16 protein-coding genes and 2 pseudogenes are annotated in these 19461 nt (G+C 72.1%); 13 read left to right on the top strand and 5 right to left on the bottom strand.

What is annotated here, in order from left to right; translation table 11 throughout:
* Nucleotides 1–160: 160 nt before the first annotated feature.
* Complete coding sequence (locus tag EDC50_RS02330) at nucleotides 161–1051, top strand: MBL fold metallo-hydrolase (RefSeq protein ID WP_123768848.1); 891 nt, start codon at nucleotides 161–163, stop codon at nucleotides 1049–1051.
* Entirely contained in the window at nucleotides 1048–1782 is a 735-nt protein-coding gene (locus EDC50_RS02335) for a TMEM43 family protein (RefSeq protein ID WP_123768849.1), read from the top strand. The genes EDC50_RS02330 and EDC50_RS02335 overlap by 4 nt, the downstream gene beginning before the upstream one ends.
* A gap of 267 nt (nucleotides 1783–2049) precedes the next feature.
* Here the strand turns inward: EDC50_RS02335 and upp are convergent, their stop codons facing one another.
* Both upp and EDC50_RS02345 read right to left on the bottom strand, forming a co-directional pair.
* Nucleotides 2050–2685, bottom strand: coding sequence for a uracil phosphoribosyltransferase (gene upp, locus EDC50_RS02340; RefSeq protein WP_123768850.1), 636 nt, complete (start codon nucleotides 2683–2685; stop codon nucleotides 2050–2052).
* 395 nt (nucleotides 2686–3080) lie between these two features.
* Nucleotides 3081–4577: an aminotransferase class III-fold pyridoxal phosphate-dependent enzyme gene (locus EDC50_RS02345; protein ID WP_123768851.1), complete on the bottom strand. Its 1497-nt coding sequence runs from the start codon at nucleotides 4575–4577 to the stop codon at nucleotides 3081–3083.
* A 118-nt stretch (nucleotides 4578–4695) separates the two neighbouring features.
* Between EDC50_RS02345 and EDC50_RS02350 the strand changes: the two genes are divergently transcribed.
* The 6 genes from EDC50_RS02350 (at nucleotide 4696) to secF (ending at nucleotide 10789) form a co-directional block, all read left to right on the top strand.
* A complete protein-coding gene (locus tag EDC50_RS02350) occupies nucleotides 4696–5127 on the top strand; it encodes an Lrp/AsnC family transcriptional regulator (RefSeq protein WP_123768852.1) in 432 nt (143 codons plus the stop codon).
* A gap of 37 nt (nucleotides 5128–5164) precedes the next feature.
* On the top strand, nucleotides 5165–6238 hold the full coding sequence (gene queA, locus EDC50_RS02355; RefSeq protein WP_123768853.1) for a tRNA preQ1(34) S-adenosylmethionine ribosyltransferase-isomerase QueA: 1074 nt from the start codon (nucleotides 5165–5167) through the stop codon (nucleotides 6236–6238).
* A complete protein-coding gene (tgt, locus tag EDC50_RS02360; RefSeq protein ID WP_123768854.1) occupies nucleotides 6235–7344 on the top strand; it encodes a tRNA guanosine(34) transglycosylase Tgt in 1110 nt (369 codons plus the stop codon). Before queA ends, tgt begins: the two co-directional genes overlap by 4 nt.
* A 221-nt stretch (nucleotides 7345–7565) precedes the next feature.
* Nucleotides 7566–7907 carry a preprotein translocase subunit YajC gene (gene yajC / locus EDC50_RS02365; RefSeq protein ID WP_123768855.1) on the top strand — a complete coding sequence of 114 codons (342 nt, stop codon included), beginning with the start codon at nucleotides 7566–7568 and terminating at the stop codon, nucleotides 7905–7907.
* 58 nt (nucleotides 7908–7965) lie between these two features.
* On the top strand, nucleotides 7966–9831 hold the full coding sequence (secD, locus tag EDC50_RS02370) for a protein translocase subunit SecD (RefSeq protein WP_123768856.1): 1866 nt from the start codon (nucleotides 7966–7968) through the stop codon (nucleotides 9829–9831).
* Between the two features lie 13 nt (nucleotides 9832–9844).
* Complete coding sequence (secF, locus tag EDC50_RS02375) at nucleotides 9845–10789, top strand: protein translocase subunit SecF (RefSeq protein ID WP_123768857.1); 945 nt, start codon at nucleotides 9845–9847, stop codon at nucleotides 10787–10789.
* A gap of 197 nt (nucleotides 10790–10986) precedes the next feature.
* On the opposite strand, the gene EDC50_RS02380 is transcribed toward secF, so the two are convergent.
* Nucleotides 10987–11805: an inositol monophosphatase family protein gene (locus EDC50_RS02380; protein WP_123768858.1), complete on the bottom strand. Its 819-nt coding sequence runs from the start codon at nucleotides 11803–11805 to the stop codon at nucleotides 10987–10989.
* Nucleotides 11806–11902: 97 nt separating this feature from the next.
* Here EDC50_RS02380 and EDC50_RS02385 point away from each other — a divergent pair, with 97 nt between their 5' ends.
* The 3 genes and pseudogenes from EDC50_RS02385 to EDC50_RS16850 form a co-directional block, all read left to right on the top strand.
* Complete coding sequence (locus EDC50_RS02385; RefSeq protein WP_123768859.1) at nucleotides 11903–12721, top strand: RNA methyltransferase; 819 nt, start codon at nucleotides 11903–11905, stop codon at nucleotides 12719–12721.
* A gap of 1030 nt (nucleotides 12722–13751) precedes the next feature.
* A pseudogene (locus EDC50_RS16845) lies at nucleotides 13752–14426 on the top strand (diguanylate cyclase domain-containing protein); the annotation flags it as partial.
* 72 nt (nucleotides 14427–14498) lie between these two features.
* A pseudogene (locus EDC50_RS16850) lies at nucleotides 14499–15239 on the top strand (putative bifunctional diguanylate cyclase/phosphodiesterase); the annotation flags it as partial.
* Between the two features lie 46 nt (nucleotides 15240–15285).
* Here EDC50_RS16850 and EDC50_RS02395 read toward each other — a convergent pair.
* Nucleotides 15286–15924, bottom strand: a complete 639-nt coding sequence (locus EDC50_RS02395; protein ID WP_123768861.1) for an exopolysaccharide biosynthesis protein — start codon at nucleotides 15922–15924, stop codon at nucleotides 15286–15288.
* Entirely contained in the window at nucleotides 15921–17243 is a 1323-nt protein-coding gene (locus EDC50_RS02400; protein WP_123768862.1) for a hemolysin family protein, read from the bottom strand. Before EDC50_RS02400 ends, EDC50_RS02395 begins: the two co-directional genes overlap by 4 nt.
* Nucleotides 17244–17477: 234 nt before the next feature.
* Here EDC50_RS02400 and EDC50_RS02405 point away from each other — a divergent pair, with 234 nt between their 5' ends.
* The gene (locus EDC50_RS02405; RefSeq protein ID WP_123768863.1) at nucleotides 17478–18104 is read left to right on the top strand and encodes a DUF47 domain-containing protein; all 627 of its coding nucleotides are present in this window, start codon (nucleotides 17478–17480) and stop codon (nucleotides 18102–18104) included.
* 142 nt (nucleotides 18105–18246) lie between these two features.
* Nucleotides 18247–19374 (top strand): inorganic phosphate transporter, encoded by a 1128-nt coding sequence (locus EDC50_RS02410; protein ID WP_123768864.1) that lies wholly within the window; start codon nucleotides 18247–18249, stop codon nucleotides 19372–19374.
* Nucleotides 19375–19461 lie beyond the last annotated feature (87 nt).

A 19461-nucleotide genomic window follows, 5' to 3' on the forward strand; every position in this document is an offset into this window, starting at 1 on the left:
CAGTCGGCGAGCCCCGGGCACGGCCTCGTTCGGGCCGCCTGCGGCGGTGCCGGATCGCGGCGCAGCCCCGGGCACGGCGCGCTGCTCCGGGCTCGCCGGCATCGGCTTCCGCCCCGCGCGGCAGTAGAATCGGGATCATCACGACACGCGGTAAGCAGGCATGAAACTCTGGTCGCTGCTCGGCAACAGTCAGAAGCTCGACGGCGGGGCCATGTTCGGCAACGCGCCGCGGGCGATGTGGGCGAAGTGGATGGCGCCGGACGAGCGCAACCGCATCGACCTGGCCTGCCGCGCGCTGCTGGCCACCCCGCTGGCGGGCAAGACCGTGCTGTTCGAGACCGGCATCGGCGCGTTCTTCGAGCCCAAGCTGCGCGAGCGCTACGGCGTGAACGAAGACCGCCACGTCCTGCTCGACTCGCTGGCCGCGGCCGGCTTCGCCCCGGAGGACATCGACGCGGTGGTGCTCTCGCACCTGCACTTCGACCACGCCGGCGGCCTGCTCGCGCCGTGGCAGGAGGGGCAGCCGCCGCGGCTGCTGTTCCCGAACGCCACCTACCTGGTCGGGCGGCGGCACTGGGAGCGCGCCCGCGCGCCGCACCCGCGCGACCGCGCCAGCTTCATCCCCGAACTGCCCGGCCTGCTCGAGGCCAGCGGCCGGCTCGAACTGGTCGAGGGCGAGCATTCGCAGGCGCTGGGCCGCAGCGTGCGTTTCCACTACAGCGACGGCCACACGCCGGGGCTGATGCTGGCGGAGATCGTCGGCCCCGAGAGCGTGGACGGCCGCGCGCACGGCGGCGTGGTGTTCTGCTCCGACCTGGTCCCCGGCCGGCCGTGGGTGCACGTGCCGATCACCATGGGCTACGACCGCAACGCCGAGCTGCTGATCGACGAGAAGCAGGCGTTCCTGGCCGACAAGCTGGAACGCAACGTGCATCTGTTCTTCACCCACGACCCGCACTGCGCGCTGGCGCAGGTGGTGCGCGACGAGAGGGGCCGCTACGCCACCGCGCACGAAGTGCCGGCGCTGCACGCGAGGGCGCTGGCCGCATGAGCCGCCGCGCGGCCTGGCTGACGGGCCTCTTGTTGCTGCCGACGCTCGCCGCCGCCGCGGCGCGGGAGGCGGCGGACGCGGCGGCGCCGTTGCCGCCGCCGCAGCCGGGCGCGGCGCCGCGCGACCCGGACTTCGGCGTGCGCAGCCGCCAGTTCGGCCTCGAGCGCCAGGTCGAGATGTTCCAATGGCGCGCGGCGGACGGCGGCTACGCGCGGGTCTGGAACGCCGCGCCGATCGATTCGTCGGGCTTCGCGCCCGGCCACGCGAACCCGCCGCGGCTGCCGCTGGAGAACCGCCGCTGGTGGGCCGAGGACGCGACCCTCGACGGCAGGCCGATCGACCGCGAGGTGCTGCAGGTGCTGGGGCAGTGGCGTACGTTCCGGCCGAACTTCTCGCGCCTGCCGGCGAACCTCGCCGCATCGTTCCAGCCCGAGGGCGACGGGCTGACCAGCGCCGAGAATCCGCTCGAGCCGCGCATCGGCGATCTGCGCATCCGCTGGCGCGAGCTGCGCCTGCCGGCGCTGGACGGCAAGGTGGAGCTGCGCGAGGGGCGTTGGCGCCTGGCGGTGCCGCCCGAGCGCGCGGCGCAGCAGGCGGCGCGCGCGGGCGAGGCCGTCGAACTGCCGGTGCGCGAGGAGGCGCGGCTGCTGCCGTGGCTGCTCGGCGGCGGCGTGGCCATGCTGGCCCTGCTGGCGGTGCTGCTCAGGCGCTGGCGGCGCCGCAGACGCTGAATCCAACAGCCTTCGCCGCCGGCCGGGGCGCGCAGAGCATCGCGCTCCCTCGGCCGTTGCCCGCCAGCGCTTCGCGGTGCGTGTCGCGGCCTGGGGAAGGTGAACGATCGCCGCCATCCCCGTGAAAGCGGAATGCTGTGCCTTCCCACAAGCCGGGACGCCCGTTTCCGCTTGCGCGGGAATGGCGAGCGGAGTGGAGTCACCGGGCCTTTCCCCGGACGAAAACGGGCACGGGCGCCTGCTTTCGCCGGAAGCGAGCGCCTCGGGTCAGGCCTCGTGGCGGGTGCCGAAGATCTTGTCGCCGGCGTCGCCCAGCCCGGGCAGGATGTAGCCGACCTCGTTGAGCCGTTCGTCGACCGCGGCGGTGTAGACCTCGACGTCCGGATGCCGCGCCCCGAGCGCGCGCAGCCCCTCCGGCGCGGCGACCAGGAACAGGCCCTTGATGCGCCGGCAGCCGGCGGCCTTGAGCATGTCCACGGTCGCGACCAGGGTGCCGCCGGTGGCGAGCATCGGGTCGAGCACGATCGCGGTGCGCTCGTCCATGCGCCCGGTCAGCTTCTCGTAGTAGCCCACCGGCTGCAGGGTCTTCTCGTCGCGCTGCAGCCCGACCACGCCGACCTTGGCCGCGGGGATCAGGTCCAGCACGCCCGGCAGCATGCCCAGGCCGGCGCGCAGGATCGGCACCAGCGTCACCTTCGCGCCCTTGATCCGGCGCGTGGCCACCGGGCCGGCCCAGCCTTCGACCACGACCTCCTCGGTCTCCAGGTCGGCGGTGGCCTCGTAAGTGAGCAGGGTGGCGACCTCGGAGGCGAGCTCGCGGAAGCTCTTGGTGCTGTTGTCGGCGCGGCGCATCAGGCCCAGCTTGTGCTGGACCAGCGGGTGGCGGACTTCGACGATCTTCATGCGCGGTTCCACGGTGCGACCTGCCGAAGTCTGGGGCAAACCCGGCCGCCCGTGGAAGCGGGGGCGAGAAAGCCGGCTCGCGCCAGGCTTCCCCGAGCCCCGCGGTCGCGGCCGCCGTGGGTGGCCGCCGCCGGCGTGCGAGGCGCCGTGGTCATCCCGGGGAAGGCGCGCGCGATGCTGCGCGCGACCGCACCGAGGCGTTCTTCCGCGTCCGCAAGGGCCTGCCGCGCGGACGCGATCCGGTCGGGTTGGCCGGCTGGAGCGATGCGGCGCGCGGCGCGGGCGCCGATCCGCGCGCCCCACGCCGCGCTTCGCCGCGCGCGAGGCGGCCGGCAAGCGCGACGACGGACGGCGGGGACCGGCGCGGGCTCGCGGAGGCCCGCCGCCGCCCGGGGTCAGGCCGCCGCGGCCTGCTGCGCGCGCGGGCCTTCGCGCAGCGCGCGCCCGACCATCGACACCAGCAGGTCGAGTTCCTCGCCGGTGATGCCGAAGGTCGGGGTGAAGCGCAGCGAGTTGGCGCCGCCGTGGATCACGCCGATGCCGTGCTCGCGCAGCCACTCCTCGGTCGAACCCGCGCCGTAGCACTTGTACTGCGGCGACAGTTCGCAGGAGAACAGCAGGCCGGTGCCCTGGACCTTGACGATCGCGCCGCCGAGCTCGGCCTTGAGCTGCTCCAGCTTCTCCAGCGCCTCCTGGCCGCGCGCGCGGATGTTCTCGCGCACCGCCGGCGTGACCATCTCCAGCACCGCGCAGGCGACGTCGAGCGCGCGCGGGTTGCTGGTCATGGTGTTGCCGTACAGGCCCTTCTTGTACAGCGCGGCCGCGCCGGCGCTCACCGCCAGCACCGACAGCGGGTACTGGCCGGCGTTGAGCGCCTTCGAGTAGGTCTCCATGTCGGGCGCGTCGACGCGCTCGAAGCCCGGGTAGTCGACGATCGACAGCACGCCGTGCGCGCGCAGGCCGGCCTGGATCGAATCGACCAGCAGCAGCGCGCCATGGGCGCGGGTCAGCTCGCGCGCGGCGGCGTAGAACTCGACCGGCACGCCGCGGCCCGGATCGCCTTCGCCCATCACCGGCTCGAGGAACATCGCCTCGATGAACCAGCCGCGGGCGTCGGCGTCGGCGAAGGCCTGCTTCAGCGCGTCGATGTCGTACGGCGCCACGGCCAGCACGCTGTCCTCGCCGCGGAAGCTGGCCAGGTGCTGCAGGTAGGTCTTGCGGGTGGAGTCCGAGTACAGCGCCGGGCGCTCGGTGCGGCCGTGGAAGCTGCCCTTGACCACCAGGCGCTTGATCGTGCGGCCGGCATGGCGGGCGCCCGGGTCGGTCATCAGCTTGGCGTTGGCGTCGACGATGCGCGAGGCCAGCGAGACCGCCTCCGAGCCCGAGTTCAGGCACAGGAACTTCTCGTACGGGCAGCCGCCGCGGGACAGGCCGACCGCCGCGCGCAGCGCGCGCGCGAAGCGCAGCTGCGACAGCGACGGGGTCATGATGTTGGCCATCGCCTGCGGCCGGGCCAGCGCCGCCAGCACCGGCTTGGGGGCGTGGCCGAAGCCGAGCATGCCGTAGCCGCCGGAGTCGTGCACCACCGCGCCTTTCAGCGTCACCACCCAGGGGCCGCGCGCGGCCAGGGCGACGTAGGGGTTGACCGCGTCGTCCGGGTAGAAGTTGACGTAGCCGGCCTGCACCGCCTGGACCTGGGCGTCCTCGTCGAGGTCGAGCAGGTCGGCGAAGTCGTCCTTCAGCCGCCGGTATTCCTGTTCGGCGGCCTCGATCGCCTCGATCAGTTCGGCGTGGGTGGCGGCGAAACGGGCGATGGTGGCGTCGTCCAGGCCCTGGGTGCGGCGACGGCCCCGATGGGCGCGCAGGGGGGCGAGTCGGTCGATGACGGCCATGGGTCCTCCGGATTGAAAACGCGATCGTCCTATTATCGGGATTGGAACGTCGATCGACAGTGGCGATTTGTACGAAATACCGGATAATTTCGTCTTTCCGACGAACCGGGTGCGCAGGATGAAGATCACGGAGGCCGACCAGCAGCTGCTCTCGGTGCTGCGCGAGAACGCCCGCGCGTCCACCGCGGAGATCGCCCGGCGCTTGCGGCTGTCGCGCACCACCGTGCACAGCCGGATCGAGCGGCTGGAGCGCGAAGGGGTGATCGCCGGCTACACCGTGCGCGTGCACGACGAGGCCGAGCGCGGCCATATCCGCGCCCACATCATGGTGACCGTGCTGCCCAAGCAGATGCCCGCGGTGGTCGCCGCGCTGCACGCGATGCCGGAGGTGCGCGCGCTGCATTCGGTCAGCGGCCCCTTCGACCTGGTCGCACTCGGGGTCACGCCCTCGGTGGAGGCGATGGACGAGCTGACCGACCGCATCGGCGCGATCGACGGCGTCGAGCGCACCACCTCGGCGATCATCCTGTCGGCCAAGTTCGAGCGCTAGGCGTGCGCCCGCGGGGGCGGGCGGCGAACGTTCTACAATGTCCGGTCCTGCGCCCGTCCCCGTTTCCCCCTTGAAGAAATCCGACTTCCACTACGACCTGCCGCCGGAACTGATCGCGCAGGAGCCGTTGCCCGAACGCTCGGCCAGCCGCCTGCTGGTGGTGCCGCCGGCGCCGGCGCCGTTCCAGGACCGGGTGTTCCGCGAACTGCCCGAACTGCTGCAGCCGGGCGACCTGCTGGTGTTCAACGACACCCGGGTGATCCCGGCGCGGCTGTACGGGCACAAGAGCACCGGCGGCCGGGTCGAGATCCTGATCGAGCGCCTGCTCGGCGACGGCGAGGCGCGCGCCCAGCTGGGCGTGAGCAAGTCGCCCAGGCCCGGCGCGCGCGTCGCGCTGGACGCCGGCGGCGAGGCCGAGGTGCTGGGCCGCGACGGCGAGTTCTACCGGTTGCGCTTCCACGTCGCCGAACCGCTGGAGCAATGGCTGCAGCGCGCCGGCGAGTTGCCGCTGCCGCCGTACATCCAGCGCACGCCGGGCGCGGGCGACGCCGAGCGCTACCAGACCGTGTTCGCGCGCGAGGCCGGCGCGGTCGCCGCGCCGACCGCGGGGCTGCACTTCGACGAGCCGCTGCTGCAGGCGTTGAACGCGCGCGGCGTGCAGTTCGGCCACGTCACCCTGCACGTCGGCGCCGGCACGTTCCAGCCGGTGCGGGCCGACGACCTGTCGCAGCACGTGATGCACAGCGAGTGGCTCAACGTCGGCGCCGGCCTGGTCGAGCAGATCCGCCGCACCCGCGCGGCGGGCGGGCGGGTGATCGCGGTCGGCACCACGGTGGTGCGCGCGCTGGAAAGCGCGGCGAAGGACGGCGCGCTGCGGCCCTACGCCGGCGAGACGCGGCTGTTCATCCTGCCCGGCTACCGGATCCGCTCGGTCGACGCGCTGATCACCAACTTCCACCTGCCCGAAAGCACGCTGCTGATGCTGGTCTCCGCCTTCGCCGGCAAGCCGCGCGTGTTCGAGGCCTACGCGCACGCGATCGCGCAGCGCTACCGCTTCTTCTCCTACGGCGACGCGATGCTGCTGTTCCCGCGGGAGGAGGGGCGCGCATGAGCCGGATGTCGTTCGAGCTGCTGCGCACCGACGGCGCCGCGCGGCGCGGCCGCCTGACCTTCCCGCGCGGCACGGTGGAGACGCCGGCGTTCATGCCGGTCGGCACGTACGGCTCGGTCAAGGGCGTGCTGCCCGCGCAGGTCCGCGAGCTGGGCGCGCAGATGATCCTCGGCAACACCTTCCACCTGTTCCTGCGCCCGGGCCTGGACGTGATCGGCGACCACGGCGGCCTGCACGGCTTCGCCCGCTGGGACGGGCCGATCCTCACCGACTCCGGCGGCTTCCAGGTGTTCTCGCTGGCGCACCGGCGCAAGATCACCGAGCAGGGCGTGACCTTCGCCGCGCCGACCGACGGCAGCAAGGTGTTCCTCGGCCCGGAGGAGAGCATGCGCATCCAGAAGGTGCTCGACTCGGACGTGGTGATGATCTTCGACGAGTGCACGCCGTACCCCGCCTCCGAGGAGGTCGCGCGCAAGTCGATGGAACTGAGCCTGCGCTGGGCCGAGCGCAGCAAGCGCGCGCACGAGGGCAACGACGCGGCGCTGTTCGGCATCGTCCAGGGCGGCGTCCACCACGAGCTGCGCACGCGCTCGGCGCAGGGACTGAAGGCGATCGGCTTCGACGGCTACGCGATCGGCGGGCTGGCGGTCGGCGAGCCGGAGGCCGAGCGCAACGCGATGCTCGAGCACACCTGCCCGCAACTGCCGGAGGACCGGCCGCGCTACCTGATGGGCGTCGGCCGGCCCGAGGACCTGGTGGAAGGCGTGGCGCGCGGCATCGACATGTTCGATTGCGTGATGCCGACCCGCAACGCGCGCAACGGCCACTACTTCACCGCCGCCGGCACGGTGCGGGTGCGCAACGCCAAGTACGAGCGCGACCTGCGCCCGATCGAGGAGGGCTGCGACTGCGTCGCCTGCGCCGGCGGCTTCAGCCGCGCCTACCTGCGCCACCTGGACCGCTGCAACGAGATGCTGGCGCCGATGCTCGGCACCCTGCACAACCTGCGCTACTACCAGCGGCTGATGGCGCAGATGCGCGAGGCGATCGCGCAGGGAACTTTCGCCGCCTTCCGCGAGTCCTTCCACGCCGCGCGGCGGGGCTGACCCCCGGCTCGCGCCGCTCGCGCTGCCGGGCTCCGCCGGCCTTCGCGAGGGGGCTTTCCCGGCCGCGGCCGACCCGCGGGGCGCCCGCGCACGCGGCGCGGAGGCGGGGAAGGCGCGCCCGGGCAGGGCTCGCCTGCGCGGCCCGGCGATCGGTGGTCGACGCCGCGGGCCGGCGGCCGGCCGTGGCATAATCCCCCGCTATTTTCGACAGGACATCCGTCATGAATCTGCTCGACCTCGTGATTTCCCCGGCCTACGCCCAGGCCGCCGGCCAGGCCCAGCCGGGCGGCTTCGGCATGTCCCTGCTGTTCCCGATCCTGCTGATCGCGGTCATGTACTTCCTGATGATCCGCCCGCAGATGAAGCGGCAGAAGGAACACCGGGCGATGCTGGAGAAGCTGTCCAAGGGCGACGAGGTGCTGACCAACGGCGGCATCGCCGGCGTGGTCGCCGAGATCGGCGAGAACTTCATCCTCGTGGAGATCGCCGACAACGTGCGCATCCGCGTGCAGAAGGGAGCGATCGCCAACGTGCTGCCCAAGGGCACCTTGAAGTCGGCCTGAGCGGCCGCCACGCCACACGATGCAAACGGCGGCAGGAATGCCGCCGCAGGGGTCTTCGATGCTGACTTACGCGCGCTGGAAATACTTCGTCATCCTGCTCGTCCTGCTGCTCAGCGCGCTGTACGCGCTGCCGAACGTCTTCCCGCAGGACCCGTCGGTGCAGGTCACCGCCAACCGCGGTGCCGGTGTGGACGAGGCGCTGCGTAAGCGGGTCGGCGACCTGCTCGGCCAGGCCAAGGTGGCGCCCAAGGCCGTCGAGTTCGACGACGGCAACCTGCTGGTGCGCCTGCGCGACCCCGACCAGCAGGTCAGGGCCGCCGACGCGCTGCGCGACGCGCTCGGCAGCGACTACGTGGTGGCGCTGAACCTCGCCTCGACCGTGCCGGACTGGCTGGAGAAGATCGGCGCCAAGCCGATGCTGCTCGGCCTGGACCTGCAGGGCGGCGTGCATTTCCTGATGCAGGTGGACCAGAAGGCGGCGCTCGACAAGCGCCTGGACACGATGGCCGAGGACGTGCGCGTGGCGCTGCGCGACGGCCGCGTGCGCTACGAATCGGTCGAGCGCCGCGCCGACGACTCGGTGGTCGTCGCCCTGGCTTCGGCGGGCGACGCCGCCAAGGCGCGCCAGCTGATCGCCGCCGGCCAGCCGACGCTGCAGCAGGAAGCGCAGGGCGCCACCATCGTCCTGCGCATCCCCGAGGCCGAGCTGCAGCGCGTCGCGGTCGACGCGATCGAGCAGAACGTCGGCACCCTGCGCAACCGCATCAATGCGCTGGGCGTGGCCGAGCCGATCATCCAGCGCCAGGGCAGCGACCGCGTGGTGGTGCAGCTGCCGGGCGTGCAGGACACCGCCCAGGCCAAGCGCATCCTCGGCGCCACCGCGACGCTGGAGTACCGCGGCGTGGTCGACGGCAACGCCTACGACGCCGTGGCCACCGGCAACGTCCCGCCGGAAGCGCGGGTGTACTACCGCAAGGAGCTGGGGCCGGACGGCAAGCCGATCCCGATCCTGCTCAGCAAGCGCGTGATCGCCTCGGGCGACCAGCTGGTGGGCGCGACCTCGGGCAAGGATCCGCAGACCGGCACGCCTTCGGTGTCCGTGCGCCTGAACGGCGTCGGCGGCCAGCGCATGTTCGACTTCACCAGCCAGAACGTCGGCAAGCCGATGGCGGTGGTGTACATCGAGCGCATCCCGGAAGTGCGCACGGTGGACGGCAAGGAGGTCCGCAGCACCCGGGTCAGCGAGGAAGTGATCTCGGTCGCCACGATCAACGGCGTGTTCGGCAAGGAGTTCCAGACCACCGGCCTGAACAGCTCCAAGGAGGCCGCCGACCTGGCGCTGCTGCTGCGCTCGGGCTCGCTCGCCGCGCCGATGGACTTCATCGAGGAGCGGATCGTCGGGCCGAGCCTGGGCCGCGAGAACGTCGAGCGCGGCCTGACCGCGGTGATGTACTCGTTCGCGTTCGCGCTGCTGTTCTTCCTGATCTACTACCGCATGTTCGGCGTGATCACCTGCCTGGCGCTGATGCTGAACCTGCTGATGCTGGTGGCGGTGATGTCGCTGTTCGGCGCCACCCTGACCCTGCCGGGCCTGGCGGGCATCGCCCTGACGGTGGGCATGTCGGTGGACGCCAACGTGCTGATCAACGAACGCATCCGCGAGGAACTGCGCGCCGGGGTACCGCCGCAAGCGGCGATCGCCGCCGGCTACGACAAGGCCTCCGGCACCATCGCCGACGCCAACCTGACCGCGATCCTCGCCGGCATCGCCCTGTTCGCGTTCGGCACCGGCCCGGTCAAGGGCTTCGCGGTGTCGCTGATCGTCGGCATCGTGACCTCGATGTACACCGCAGTCGGCGTATCGCGCGCCATCGCCACGCTGATCTACGGCGGCCGGCGCAAGCTCAAGTCGATCTGGATCTGACGGGAGGCCCACCATGAAACCGTTGAACGTCTTCCCGTACGACAGCAACTTCGATTTCCTGCGCCTGCGCTGGGTGTCGCTGGCGGTCGCCGTGGCGATGCTGCTGGTCGCGGTCGGCGCGATGGTCGGCAAGGGCTTCAACTTCGCCCTGGATTTCACCGGCGGCACCGTGGCCGAGCTGCGCTTCGAGCGACCGGTCGACGTCGACGAGGTGCGCGAGCGCCTCGCCGCCGCCGGCTACGACAACGCCCAGGTGCAGACGTTCGGCTCCGGCAACGACCTGCTGATCCGCCTGCAGCCCAAGCCCGGCGCCGGCTCGGACACCGGCGCCGAGGTGCAGCGCGCGCTGGCGTTCGAAGGCAACCCGGGCCGGGTGCTGCGCAGCGAGTACGTCGGCCCGCAGGTCGGCAAGGACCTGGCGCTGAACGGCCTGTGGGCGCTGATCTTCGTGGTCGTCGGCTTCCTGATCTACATCTCGTTCCGCTTCGAGAAGAAGTTCGCGATCGCCGCGGTGCTGACCACCCTGCACGACGTGGTGGTGGTGGCCGGCTGGTTCGCGCTGAGCGGGCACGAGTTCGACCTGACCGTGCTGGCCGGCGTGCTGTCGGTGATGGGCTACTCGATCAACGACACCATCGTGGTGTTCGACCGCGTGCGCGACAACTTCCGCACGATGCGCGCGAGCCCGGAGGAGGTCCTGAACAAGTCGATCAACCAGACCCTGTCGCGCACGGTGATCACCTCGGTGGTGGCCTTCCTGACCGTGCTGGCGCTGTACCTGTACGGCGGCGGTTCGCTGCAGGGCATGGCCGAGTCGCAGATGATCGGCATCGTCATCGGCACCCTGTCGTCGATCTTCATCGCCTGCCCGCTGCTGACCCTGGGCTTCCTCAAGGTCACCAAGCAGGACCTGATGCCCAAGGCCCGCGACGAGGCGGCGCTGGCGCGGCGGCCGTAGGCGCCCGCCCGCGCAGCCGCGAAAAAGGCCGCATCCGCGGCCTTTTTCGTGCGGCGCCTCCGGCCGCGTATCTGCGCGGACAAGCGGGAAAGGCGAGGCGACCAGGCGCGGGTCGTGGGCGCGCCGCGACCCGGCCGACACGAGGAAGGCTGCAACCGCGCCTCGCCGGGTGAATCCGCGGCTTGGGAACGACGTTCTCAGTCGAACGCCGCGGCGTACCCGGTATCGACGATCCGGCGCTGCAGCACGTCGCACAGCTTGATGTTGCCGGCGACGACCTGGCGGGTCTGGGCGCCGGTCGCGTCGACCGGGCCGACCGGGCGGTTGCGGAAGTCGCACACCTTGCCGCCGGCCTCGCGCACCAGCAGCATGCCGGCGGCGATGTCCCAGGCCTTCACCCCGGCCTCGAAGTAGGCGTCGGCGCGGCCGCAGGCGACGTAGGCGAGGTCGAGCGCGGCCGAGCCGGTGCGGCGGATGTCCTCGGCCTCGTGCAGCAGCGATTGCACGCATTTCAGGTGCGCGTCGATGCGGCCGCGCTCGCGCGGCGGGAAGCCGGTGAAGACCATCGCCCCGTCCAGGTCCTTGCGCTCGGCGACGCGGATGCGGCGCTCGTTGAGCGTGGCGCCGCTGCCGCGGCTGGCGGTGAACAGGTCGTTGCGCAGCGGATCGAAGATCACCCCGTGCAGCGGCTCGCCGTTCTCGACCAGGGCGATCGAGACGCAGAAGTGCGGAATCCCGTGCAGGTAGTTGCTGGTGCCATCGAGCGGGTCGATCACCCAGGTGAAGCGGCCCTTGCCGCTGAGGCCGCTTTCCTCGCCGAGAATGGCGTAGTCGGGCGTGGCCCGGCGCAGCTCCTTGACGATCTCCGCCTCGGCCAGGCCGTCGACCTCGCTGGCGTAGTCCATCCGCGCCTTCTCGACGATGTTGAGCGCGTCGAGCTTGTTCATGTGCCGCAGCAGCACGTTGCCGGCGGCGCGGGCGGCCTTGACCATGAGGTTGACGGCGGGTTTCTGCATGGCGAAGGCCTCCTGCGGACGAGGTCGGGAACGGCTGGCGGGCTGAAAGAGCGATGCCGGCGCGAAAGCCGGGCCGCGGAGTTTACCATTGCCCGCCATGAGCACCGAGCCCGATCCGTCTTTCCACGCGAATTCCGCCGCGCGCCTGCGCATCGTCCTGGTCGGCACCCAGCACCCCGGCAACATGGGCTCGGCGGCGCGGGCGCTGAAGACCATGGGCCTGGCCCGGCTGGTGCTCGTCGCGCCGGAGAAGGCCCCGGACGCCGACGCCTACGCCCTGGCCGCCGGCGCCGACGACGTGCTCGCCGCGGCGACGCGGTGCGCCAGCCTGGCCGAGGCGGTGGCCGATTGCCGCCTGGTCCTGGGCTGCACCGCGCGCAGCCGGCGGGTGGCGCTGGAGGAGCTGATGCCGCGCGAGGCGGCGGCGCGCGCGGTCGCCGCGGCCGGCGGGGGTGCCGAGGTCGCGCTGGTGTTCGGCCGGGAGCGCACCGGCCTCACCAACGACGAGCTGCAGCTGTGCCACGCGGCGGTGCACATTCCGGCCAATCCCGAGTACAGCTCGCTCAACCTCGCCGCGGCGGTGCAGGTGGTGTGCTACGAGCTGCGCCTGGCGCTGCTGGCGCAGGCGCCGCGCGCGGGGGACGAGGAGGCGCGGGGGGACCCGCCGGCGACGCACGCGGAACTGGAAGGCTTCTTCGCCCAGCTCGCCGACACCCTGGACGCGATCGATTTCCACAAGGGCCGCACGCCGGAGACGGCGATGCGCAAGCTGCGCCGGCTGTTCCTGCGCGCGCAGCTGGACTCGCGCGAGGTGCGGATCCTGCGCGGGATCCTCGCCGACGCCCAGCGCATGGCGATGCTGGCGGGCCAGGCGCCGGCCGCCCCCTCGGCGAAACCGGCGCCCGGGCAAGGCTAGGGCGCCTCGGCGCAGGATTGCGCCGCACCGGCGATCCGTGCCGATTCCGGCGCGCGCGGGTTTCGATTAGGCTGCGCGAGGCCCTTCCACGGACCTGCTGCTTGACCCAGCGCCTGCGTCGTTTCGTCCTGCCGTTGCGGCTCGCGTTCGCGGCCCGGGCGATGGTTCCCTTCCCGTCCCCACACGCCGGCCCCGGGCCGACGCCGGGCTGTTGCCGCGGCGGTATCGGGGCCGGTTGCGTCCGGTTCCATTCGCCGCGCCGGCCCGCGGCCGCGCGGCGGCAGGCCGCCCGCCCGCGCCGGGGCCGCCCCGCCGGCAGGGCCGGGACGTCCGCCAGGACCGTGCCGCGGCGACGCGCCGGCGATCCCGCCCGGGCGCGGGCGGGGGCGGCCGAATGAGGTGGCGGTTCGGGTTGCAGGCCCGTTTCCTGGCGATGATGGCGGCGGCGACGCTGGCGATGCTCGCCCTGTTCGCGGTGCTGCTGCACCGGCAGGCGCAGATGCAGCGCGAGGTCGAGCGGATCGGCCGCGACACCCTCGACGCTTCGCTGGCGCAGGCGCTGCGACGCCAGGGCGAGGGCGAGGCGAGGCAGCTGGCCGAATCGCTGGCCGAGCCGCTGTACCACGTCGACCTGGCCGCGATCGGCACGATCGCCCGCGCGACCCTGCACGAGCCCGGGGTGCGCCATCTGCTGGTCTACGATGCCGCCGGCAACCTGATCCACGACGGGCGCCCGGATCCCGGCCGCGGCGGGGACGGGCAGGGCTCGCTGGCGGCGCGCGCGCTGGCCGCGCGCGGGCTGCTGGTGCAGCAGGAGGGATCGCTGCTGGACGTGGCGATGCCGGTCGCGATCGGGCGCGAGCGCATCGGCAGCGTGCGCGTCGGCTACGACCTGGGCGCGATGCACGCGGCGCGCGACCACGCCCTCGCCGGCCTGCACCGGCGGCTGGACGATCTCGCCCGCCGCCACTTGCTGGTCATGGCGTTGCTCGGCGCCGCATTGCTGGCGCTGGGCGCGGCGATGCTGTGGATGTTGCAGCGCTTCGTGGTGCAGCCGATCCGGCGCCTGGCCGAGTCGGCCCGCGCGATCGAGGGCGGCCGTTTCGAGCTCCCCGCGCTGCCGGCCAGCGCGCGCAACGACGAGCTCGGCGACCTGGTGCGCGCCTTCGGCCGGATGAGCCGCAGCCTGGCCCGGCACGACCGCGACATCCGCCGCATGGCCTATACCGACGCGCTCACCGGCCTCGCCAACCGGCTCGCGTTCCGCGAACGCCTCGACGCCGAGCTGGCGACGGCGCGGGATGCCGGCCGGCCGGTGGCGCTGCTGTTCGCGGACATCGACGATTTCAAGCGCATCAACGACACCTACGGCCACGACGCCGGCGACGAGGCGCTGCTGGAGTGCGCGCAGCGCATCCACGCCGAAGTCGAGCGGCGCTGCGGCGAGCGCGCGCTGCTGGCGCGCTTCGGCGGCGACGAGTTCGTGATCCTGGTCCCGGCCGGCGCCGGCGCGGACATGCGCGCCCATGCCAGCTCGCTGGCGCAGGCGCTGGTCGGGACGGTGGCGCGGCCGATCCTGCTGCGCGAGCGCGAGGTGTTCCTCAGCGCCTCGGTCGGCCTCACCCTGTTCCCGGACGATGCCGGCGACGCCACCGCCCTGATCAAGAACGGCGACATCGCGATGTACCAGGCCAAGGTCGCCGGCAAGAACTGCTTCCGCTTCTACAGCCGGGCCATGGACCGCGCCGTGGAGCGGCGCGTGCATCTGGAGCACGAGTTGCGCGGCGCCTGGGAGCGCGGCGAGCTGAGCCTGGTCTACCAGCCGGTGTTCCGCGTCGCCGACCGCGCGCTGGTCGGCGCCGAGGCGCTGTTGCGATGGCGGCATCCGCAGCGCGGCGCGATCGCGCCGTCGGTGTTCATCGACGTCGCCGAGCAGAGCGGGCTGATCGAAACCCTGGGGCCGCAGGTGCTGGGCGCCGCCTGCGCCGACGCGGCGCTCTGGCAGGCGCGCGCGGGCGCGCCGGCGCCGTTCGTCGCGGTCAACCTCTCGCCGCGGCAACTGCGCAGCGGCGACCTGCCGGCGGTGGTGGCGGACTGCCTGCAGCGCAGCGGCCTGCGCCCCGAGCGGCTGCATCTGGAACTCACCGAGACCGCGGTCATGGGCGACGAGGCCAGCGCCGGCCGCCTGCTGTCGCAACTGCGCGCGTCGGGAGTGAAGGTGTGGCTGGACGACTTCGGCACCGGCTTCTCGGGGCTCAGCCATCTGCGGCGGGTGCCGGTGGACGGGGTCAAGATCGACCGCAGCTTCGTCGCCGACATCCTGCGCGACCCGGACGACCTGGCGTTGACCACCGCGATCATCGCGATGGCGCATTCGCTGGGCATGACCGTGGTCGCCGAGGGCGTGGAGAAGGAAGGCCAGTACGCGCTGCTGCGCGAGCGCGGCTGCAACCTGGCGCAGGGCTACTGGCTCGGGCATCCGCTGCCGGCGCAGGAGTTCGCGCGCTTGCTGGGCTGACTTCCGCCGCCCGCCGGCCGGATTCAAGGCGCGAGAAGACGCGGGCTCAGAACAGCAGGTCGATCCACCGCGCCGCCATCGCCGCCAGGTTGCCGGACAGCACGCCGAACACCGCGACCGCGACGGTGCCGGCGACCCAGGCGGCGCCCAGCAGCCAGCCGTCGCGCTCCAGCAGGGCCAGCGCGAACAGCAGCAGCAGGCCGCCGAACAGATAGTTGGTCAGCGGGATCGGCAGCGACAGCAGCAGGCCCAGCAGCACCAGCAGCGCGCCGGTGAACGCATCGGCGAGCCGGTTGTCGAGCAGCGCCGTCGCGCGCGGCCGCACCACTTTCTCCAGCCGCGCCAGCCAGGGCGCCAGCAGGTCGCGGAAGCGCGCCATCGAGCGCCGGTGCGGGCCGCGGCGGGCGACGAAACCCGGCAGCCAGGGCTGCTGCAGGCCGATCAGCAGTTGCACGCCGATCAGGATCGCCAGCGGCCCGCCGATCGCCCCGCCCAGGCCCGGAATCGGGATGAACGCCGGAATCGTCGAGACGAACAGCAGCATGCCGAACGAGCGCTCGCCGAGGCCGTGGAACAGGTCGCCCAGGCGCAGCGCCTCGTCCGGATCGCCGCGGGCGATGTCGTCGAGCAGGGCGCGGGTGCCGGTCTCGCGGTCGCGCGCGTCGGGGGCGGCGCCTGGCGTCATTCGCGCTCCGTTCCGTCGGCGTCCTCGTCCGGCTCCTCGCGCCGCTGCAGCAATAGCTTGTCGATGCGCGGCCCGTCCAGGTCGACCACCTCGATCCGCCAACCGTCCCATTCGAACGCCTCGCCGACGTAGGGGATGCGGCCGAAGCGGGCGATGACCATGCCCGCGGCGGTGTGGAAATCGTGCTCGTCCTCGCCGGGCAGGCGGCCGCCGCCGGTCAGCTCGCGCAGGTCCTCGACCGGCAGCGCGCCGTCGAGCAGGAACGAGCCGTCCTCGCGTTCGACCACCGGCGCGCGGTCGGCGTCGGCCTCGGCCGACTGGATCCGCCCGACCACCGCGTCCATCAGGTCGGCCACGGTGACCAGCCCGACGATGTCGCCGTACTCGTCGACCACCAGCGCCAGCGACTGCTGCTCCTCGCGGAAGATCTCCAGCAGCTTCATCGCATGGGTGGATTCGGACACGAACAGCGGCTCGCGCAACTGCTTGAACAGGTCCGGCGCGCTCTCGTCGAGGCGGTCGAGCAGCGACTTGACCTCGAGGATGCCCAGCACCTCGGCGTCGTTGCCGCGATAGACCGGGTAGCGCGAGAACGGCGTCTGCCGCATCGTCGCCAGGTTCTCGGCGAAGTCGGCGTCGGCGTCGAGCCAGGCGATGCGGGTGCGCGGCGTCATCAGGCTTTCGGCGGTGCGGTCGCCGAGCCCGAGCACGCGATGCATCATCTTGCGCTCGTCGGCGTCGATCACGCCCTGCTCGTGGCTTTCGCTGACCAGCAGGCGGATCTCCTCTTCGGTGACCGCCGAGCCGCTCGGCTGGTGCACGCGCAGCAGCCGCAGCAGCCCGCGGATGCTGGCGCTGAGCAGCAGCACCGCCGGCTTGGCCGCGCGCGACAGCCCGTGCATCGGCAGGGCGACGAAGCCGGCCAGACGCTCCGGCGCCAGCAGCGCCAGGCGCTTGGGCAGCAACTCGCCGAAGACGATGCTCAGGTAGGTGATCAGGCCGACCGCCAGGATCAAGCCGATGGTGTCGGCGTACTCGGCCAGCGCCGGCACGGTCGCGGCCAGCCAGCGGCCGAGCGAACCGCCGATGGCGTCGCCGCCGAACACGCCGGTGAGCACGCCGATCAGGGTGATGCCGACCTGCACCGTGGACAGGAAATTCTCCGGGTGCTCGGCCAGCTCCAGCGCCTTGCGCGCGCCGCGGCTGGTCGGGGCGAGTTGCTTCAGGCGCTGCCGGCGGGCGGTGACCACCGACATCTCCGACAGGGCGAAGAAGGCGTTGAAGGCGATCAGCACCAGGACGACGATGAGCTCGAGCATGGGTCCTACCTCCGTCCGCCCGGATAGGGCGGTCGCCGCCGGGGCGGCGCGGTCGCGGGCAGGGGTCGTCGGTCGTCGTCCATGGGTGAAGGAATGGGGGGCGGAGCCGCAGTGGATGGTAGCAGGAGGACGAAATTCAACCCCGTGAAGGCGCGCGCGATTGTCCTCGAACCGTCATAATTCGCCCGGCAGACCCAAGCGCCGGGTTCCCCGGCCCCACGAGGCCCCTCACGCATGTTCTCCCTGCAAACGATCTTCGGCCAAGGCAAGCAGTTCTACACGCTGCTGGAGGAGGCCGCCGTGGCCGCCCACGACAGCACCAAGGCCCTGCACACCATGCTCAAGGACGCCGACCGCCAGCCGGCGCTGGACGCGTTCAAGCTCGCCCGCCAGCGCGAGCGCGAGGCCTCGGACAAGATCAGCCACGAGCTGGTCAACAGCTTCATCACCCCGATCGAGCGCGAGGACATCGAGGCGTTGGCCTCGGCCCTGTACAAGATCCCCAAGCAGGTCGAGAAATTCGCCGACCGCTACTCGCTCGCGACCCGCCACCTGGAGCACATCGACTTCGCCCCGCGCGCGGCCATGCTCGAGCAGGCCGCCGGCGTGGTGGTGCAGATGGTGCGCCAGCTGCGCCACCTCAAGCTGGAGCCGATGAAGGCGCTGAACGACCAGCTGCGGGCGATCGAGAACGAGGCCGACCGGCTGATGCTCGAGTTGTACCGCGACATCTACTCCGGGCGCCTGGACAACCTGCAGATGTTCCTGCTCAAGGAGTTCTTCGAGATCCTCGAGAAGGCCATCGACCGCTGCCGCGAGGCCGGCGTGGTCGCCTACGAAATCGTGCTGAAGAACTCCTGATGGGCGCGCTCCGCATGACCGTGCACGCATCCGCTCCGGCCCGGCGGGCGCCGCTCGCGCCGACGTCCACGGGCGTTCCCGCCGCGCCCCCCGGTCCGCCGCCGCGCGGCGAGCGCGCCTGCGCGGGGGAAGGGGGGCGCCGATGCTGACGCTCGTCCTGGTGGTGGTGCTCGCGGCGCTGGTCTTCGAGTACATCAACGGCTTCCACGACACCGCCAACTCGATCGCGACCGTGGTCGCGACCAAGGTGCTGTCGCCGATGCAGGCGGTGGCGCTGGCGGCGATCATGAACCTGGTCGGTGCGCTGTGGGGCACCGCGGTGGCCAAGACGATCGCTTCGGGCCTGCTCGACACCGGCGTGGTCGAGGTCACCTCGCAGCTGATCCTGTGCGCGCTGCTGGGCGGCATCGTCTGGAACCTGATCACCTGGTGGCTGGGCCTGCCGTCCTCGTCCTCGCACGCGCTGATCGGCGGCCTGTGCGGCGCCGCGCTGGCCGAGGCGATGAACGACTTCGATGCGGTGATCTGGTCGCAGCCGGCCGACCCCTGGTACAAGAGCGCGGGCGTGCTGTGGAAGGTGATCGTGCCGATGGTGTCCTCGCCCGTGCTCGGTTTCGCCGCCGGCTTCGTGGTGATGGGCGTGCTGTTCGGGGTCATCTCGCTGATGGCGCGCAGCGGCGGCGTGCTGGCGCGGATCGCGCGGCCGCGCTGGGTCAACGGCGTGTTCGGCAAGGCGCAGCTGCTCAGCGCCGCCGGCATGGGCTTCGCCCACGGCCTCAACGACGCGCAGAAGACCATGGGCATCATCGCCTTGACCCTGGTCAGCGCGCAGGCGGCGGGCACGCTCGACGACCTGCCGCCGTGGCTGGCGTTCCTGCATCCGTCGCAGGCCGCGCTGGAGAACAACGACATCGACACCTGGATCAAGCTGACCTGCGCGGTGGTGATGGCCGCAGGCACGGCGGCCGGCGGCTGGCGCATCATCAAGACGCTCGGCCACAAGCTGGTGAAGCTGCACCCGATCCACGGCTTCGCCGCCGAAACCAGCGCCGCGTCGGTGATCACGCTGGCGTCCTCGCTCGGCATTCCGGTCTCGACCACCCACAACATCTCGGCCGCGATCATGGGCGTGGGCACCGCCAAGCGCTTCAACGCGATCAAGTGGACGGTGGTGGAGCGGATGATCTGGGCCTGGATCCTGACCATCCCGGCCGCGGGCGGCATCGCCTATCTGTGCTTCCGGGCGATGGCGGCGCTGGGCTGGGCCTGAATCGGGAACGGGCGAAGAGCACGGGGAACGGGAGAAAAGCCCTCGTTCCCGGGAAGGGCTGGCGCCGCCGGAGCGCGGCCGCGAGGC

Source organism: Vulcaniibacterium tengchongense (assembly GCF_003814555.1).
Classification (GTDB): Bacteria; Pseudomonadota; Gammaproteobacteria; order Xanthomonadales; family Xanthomonadaceae; genus Vulcaniibacterium; species Vulcaniibacterium tengchongense.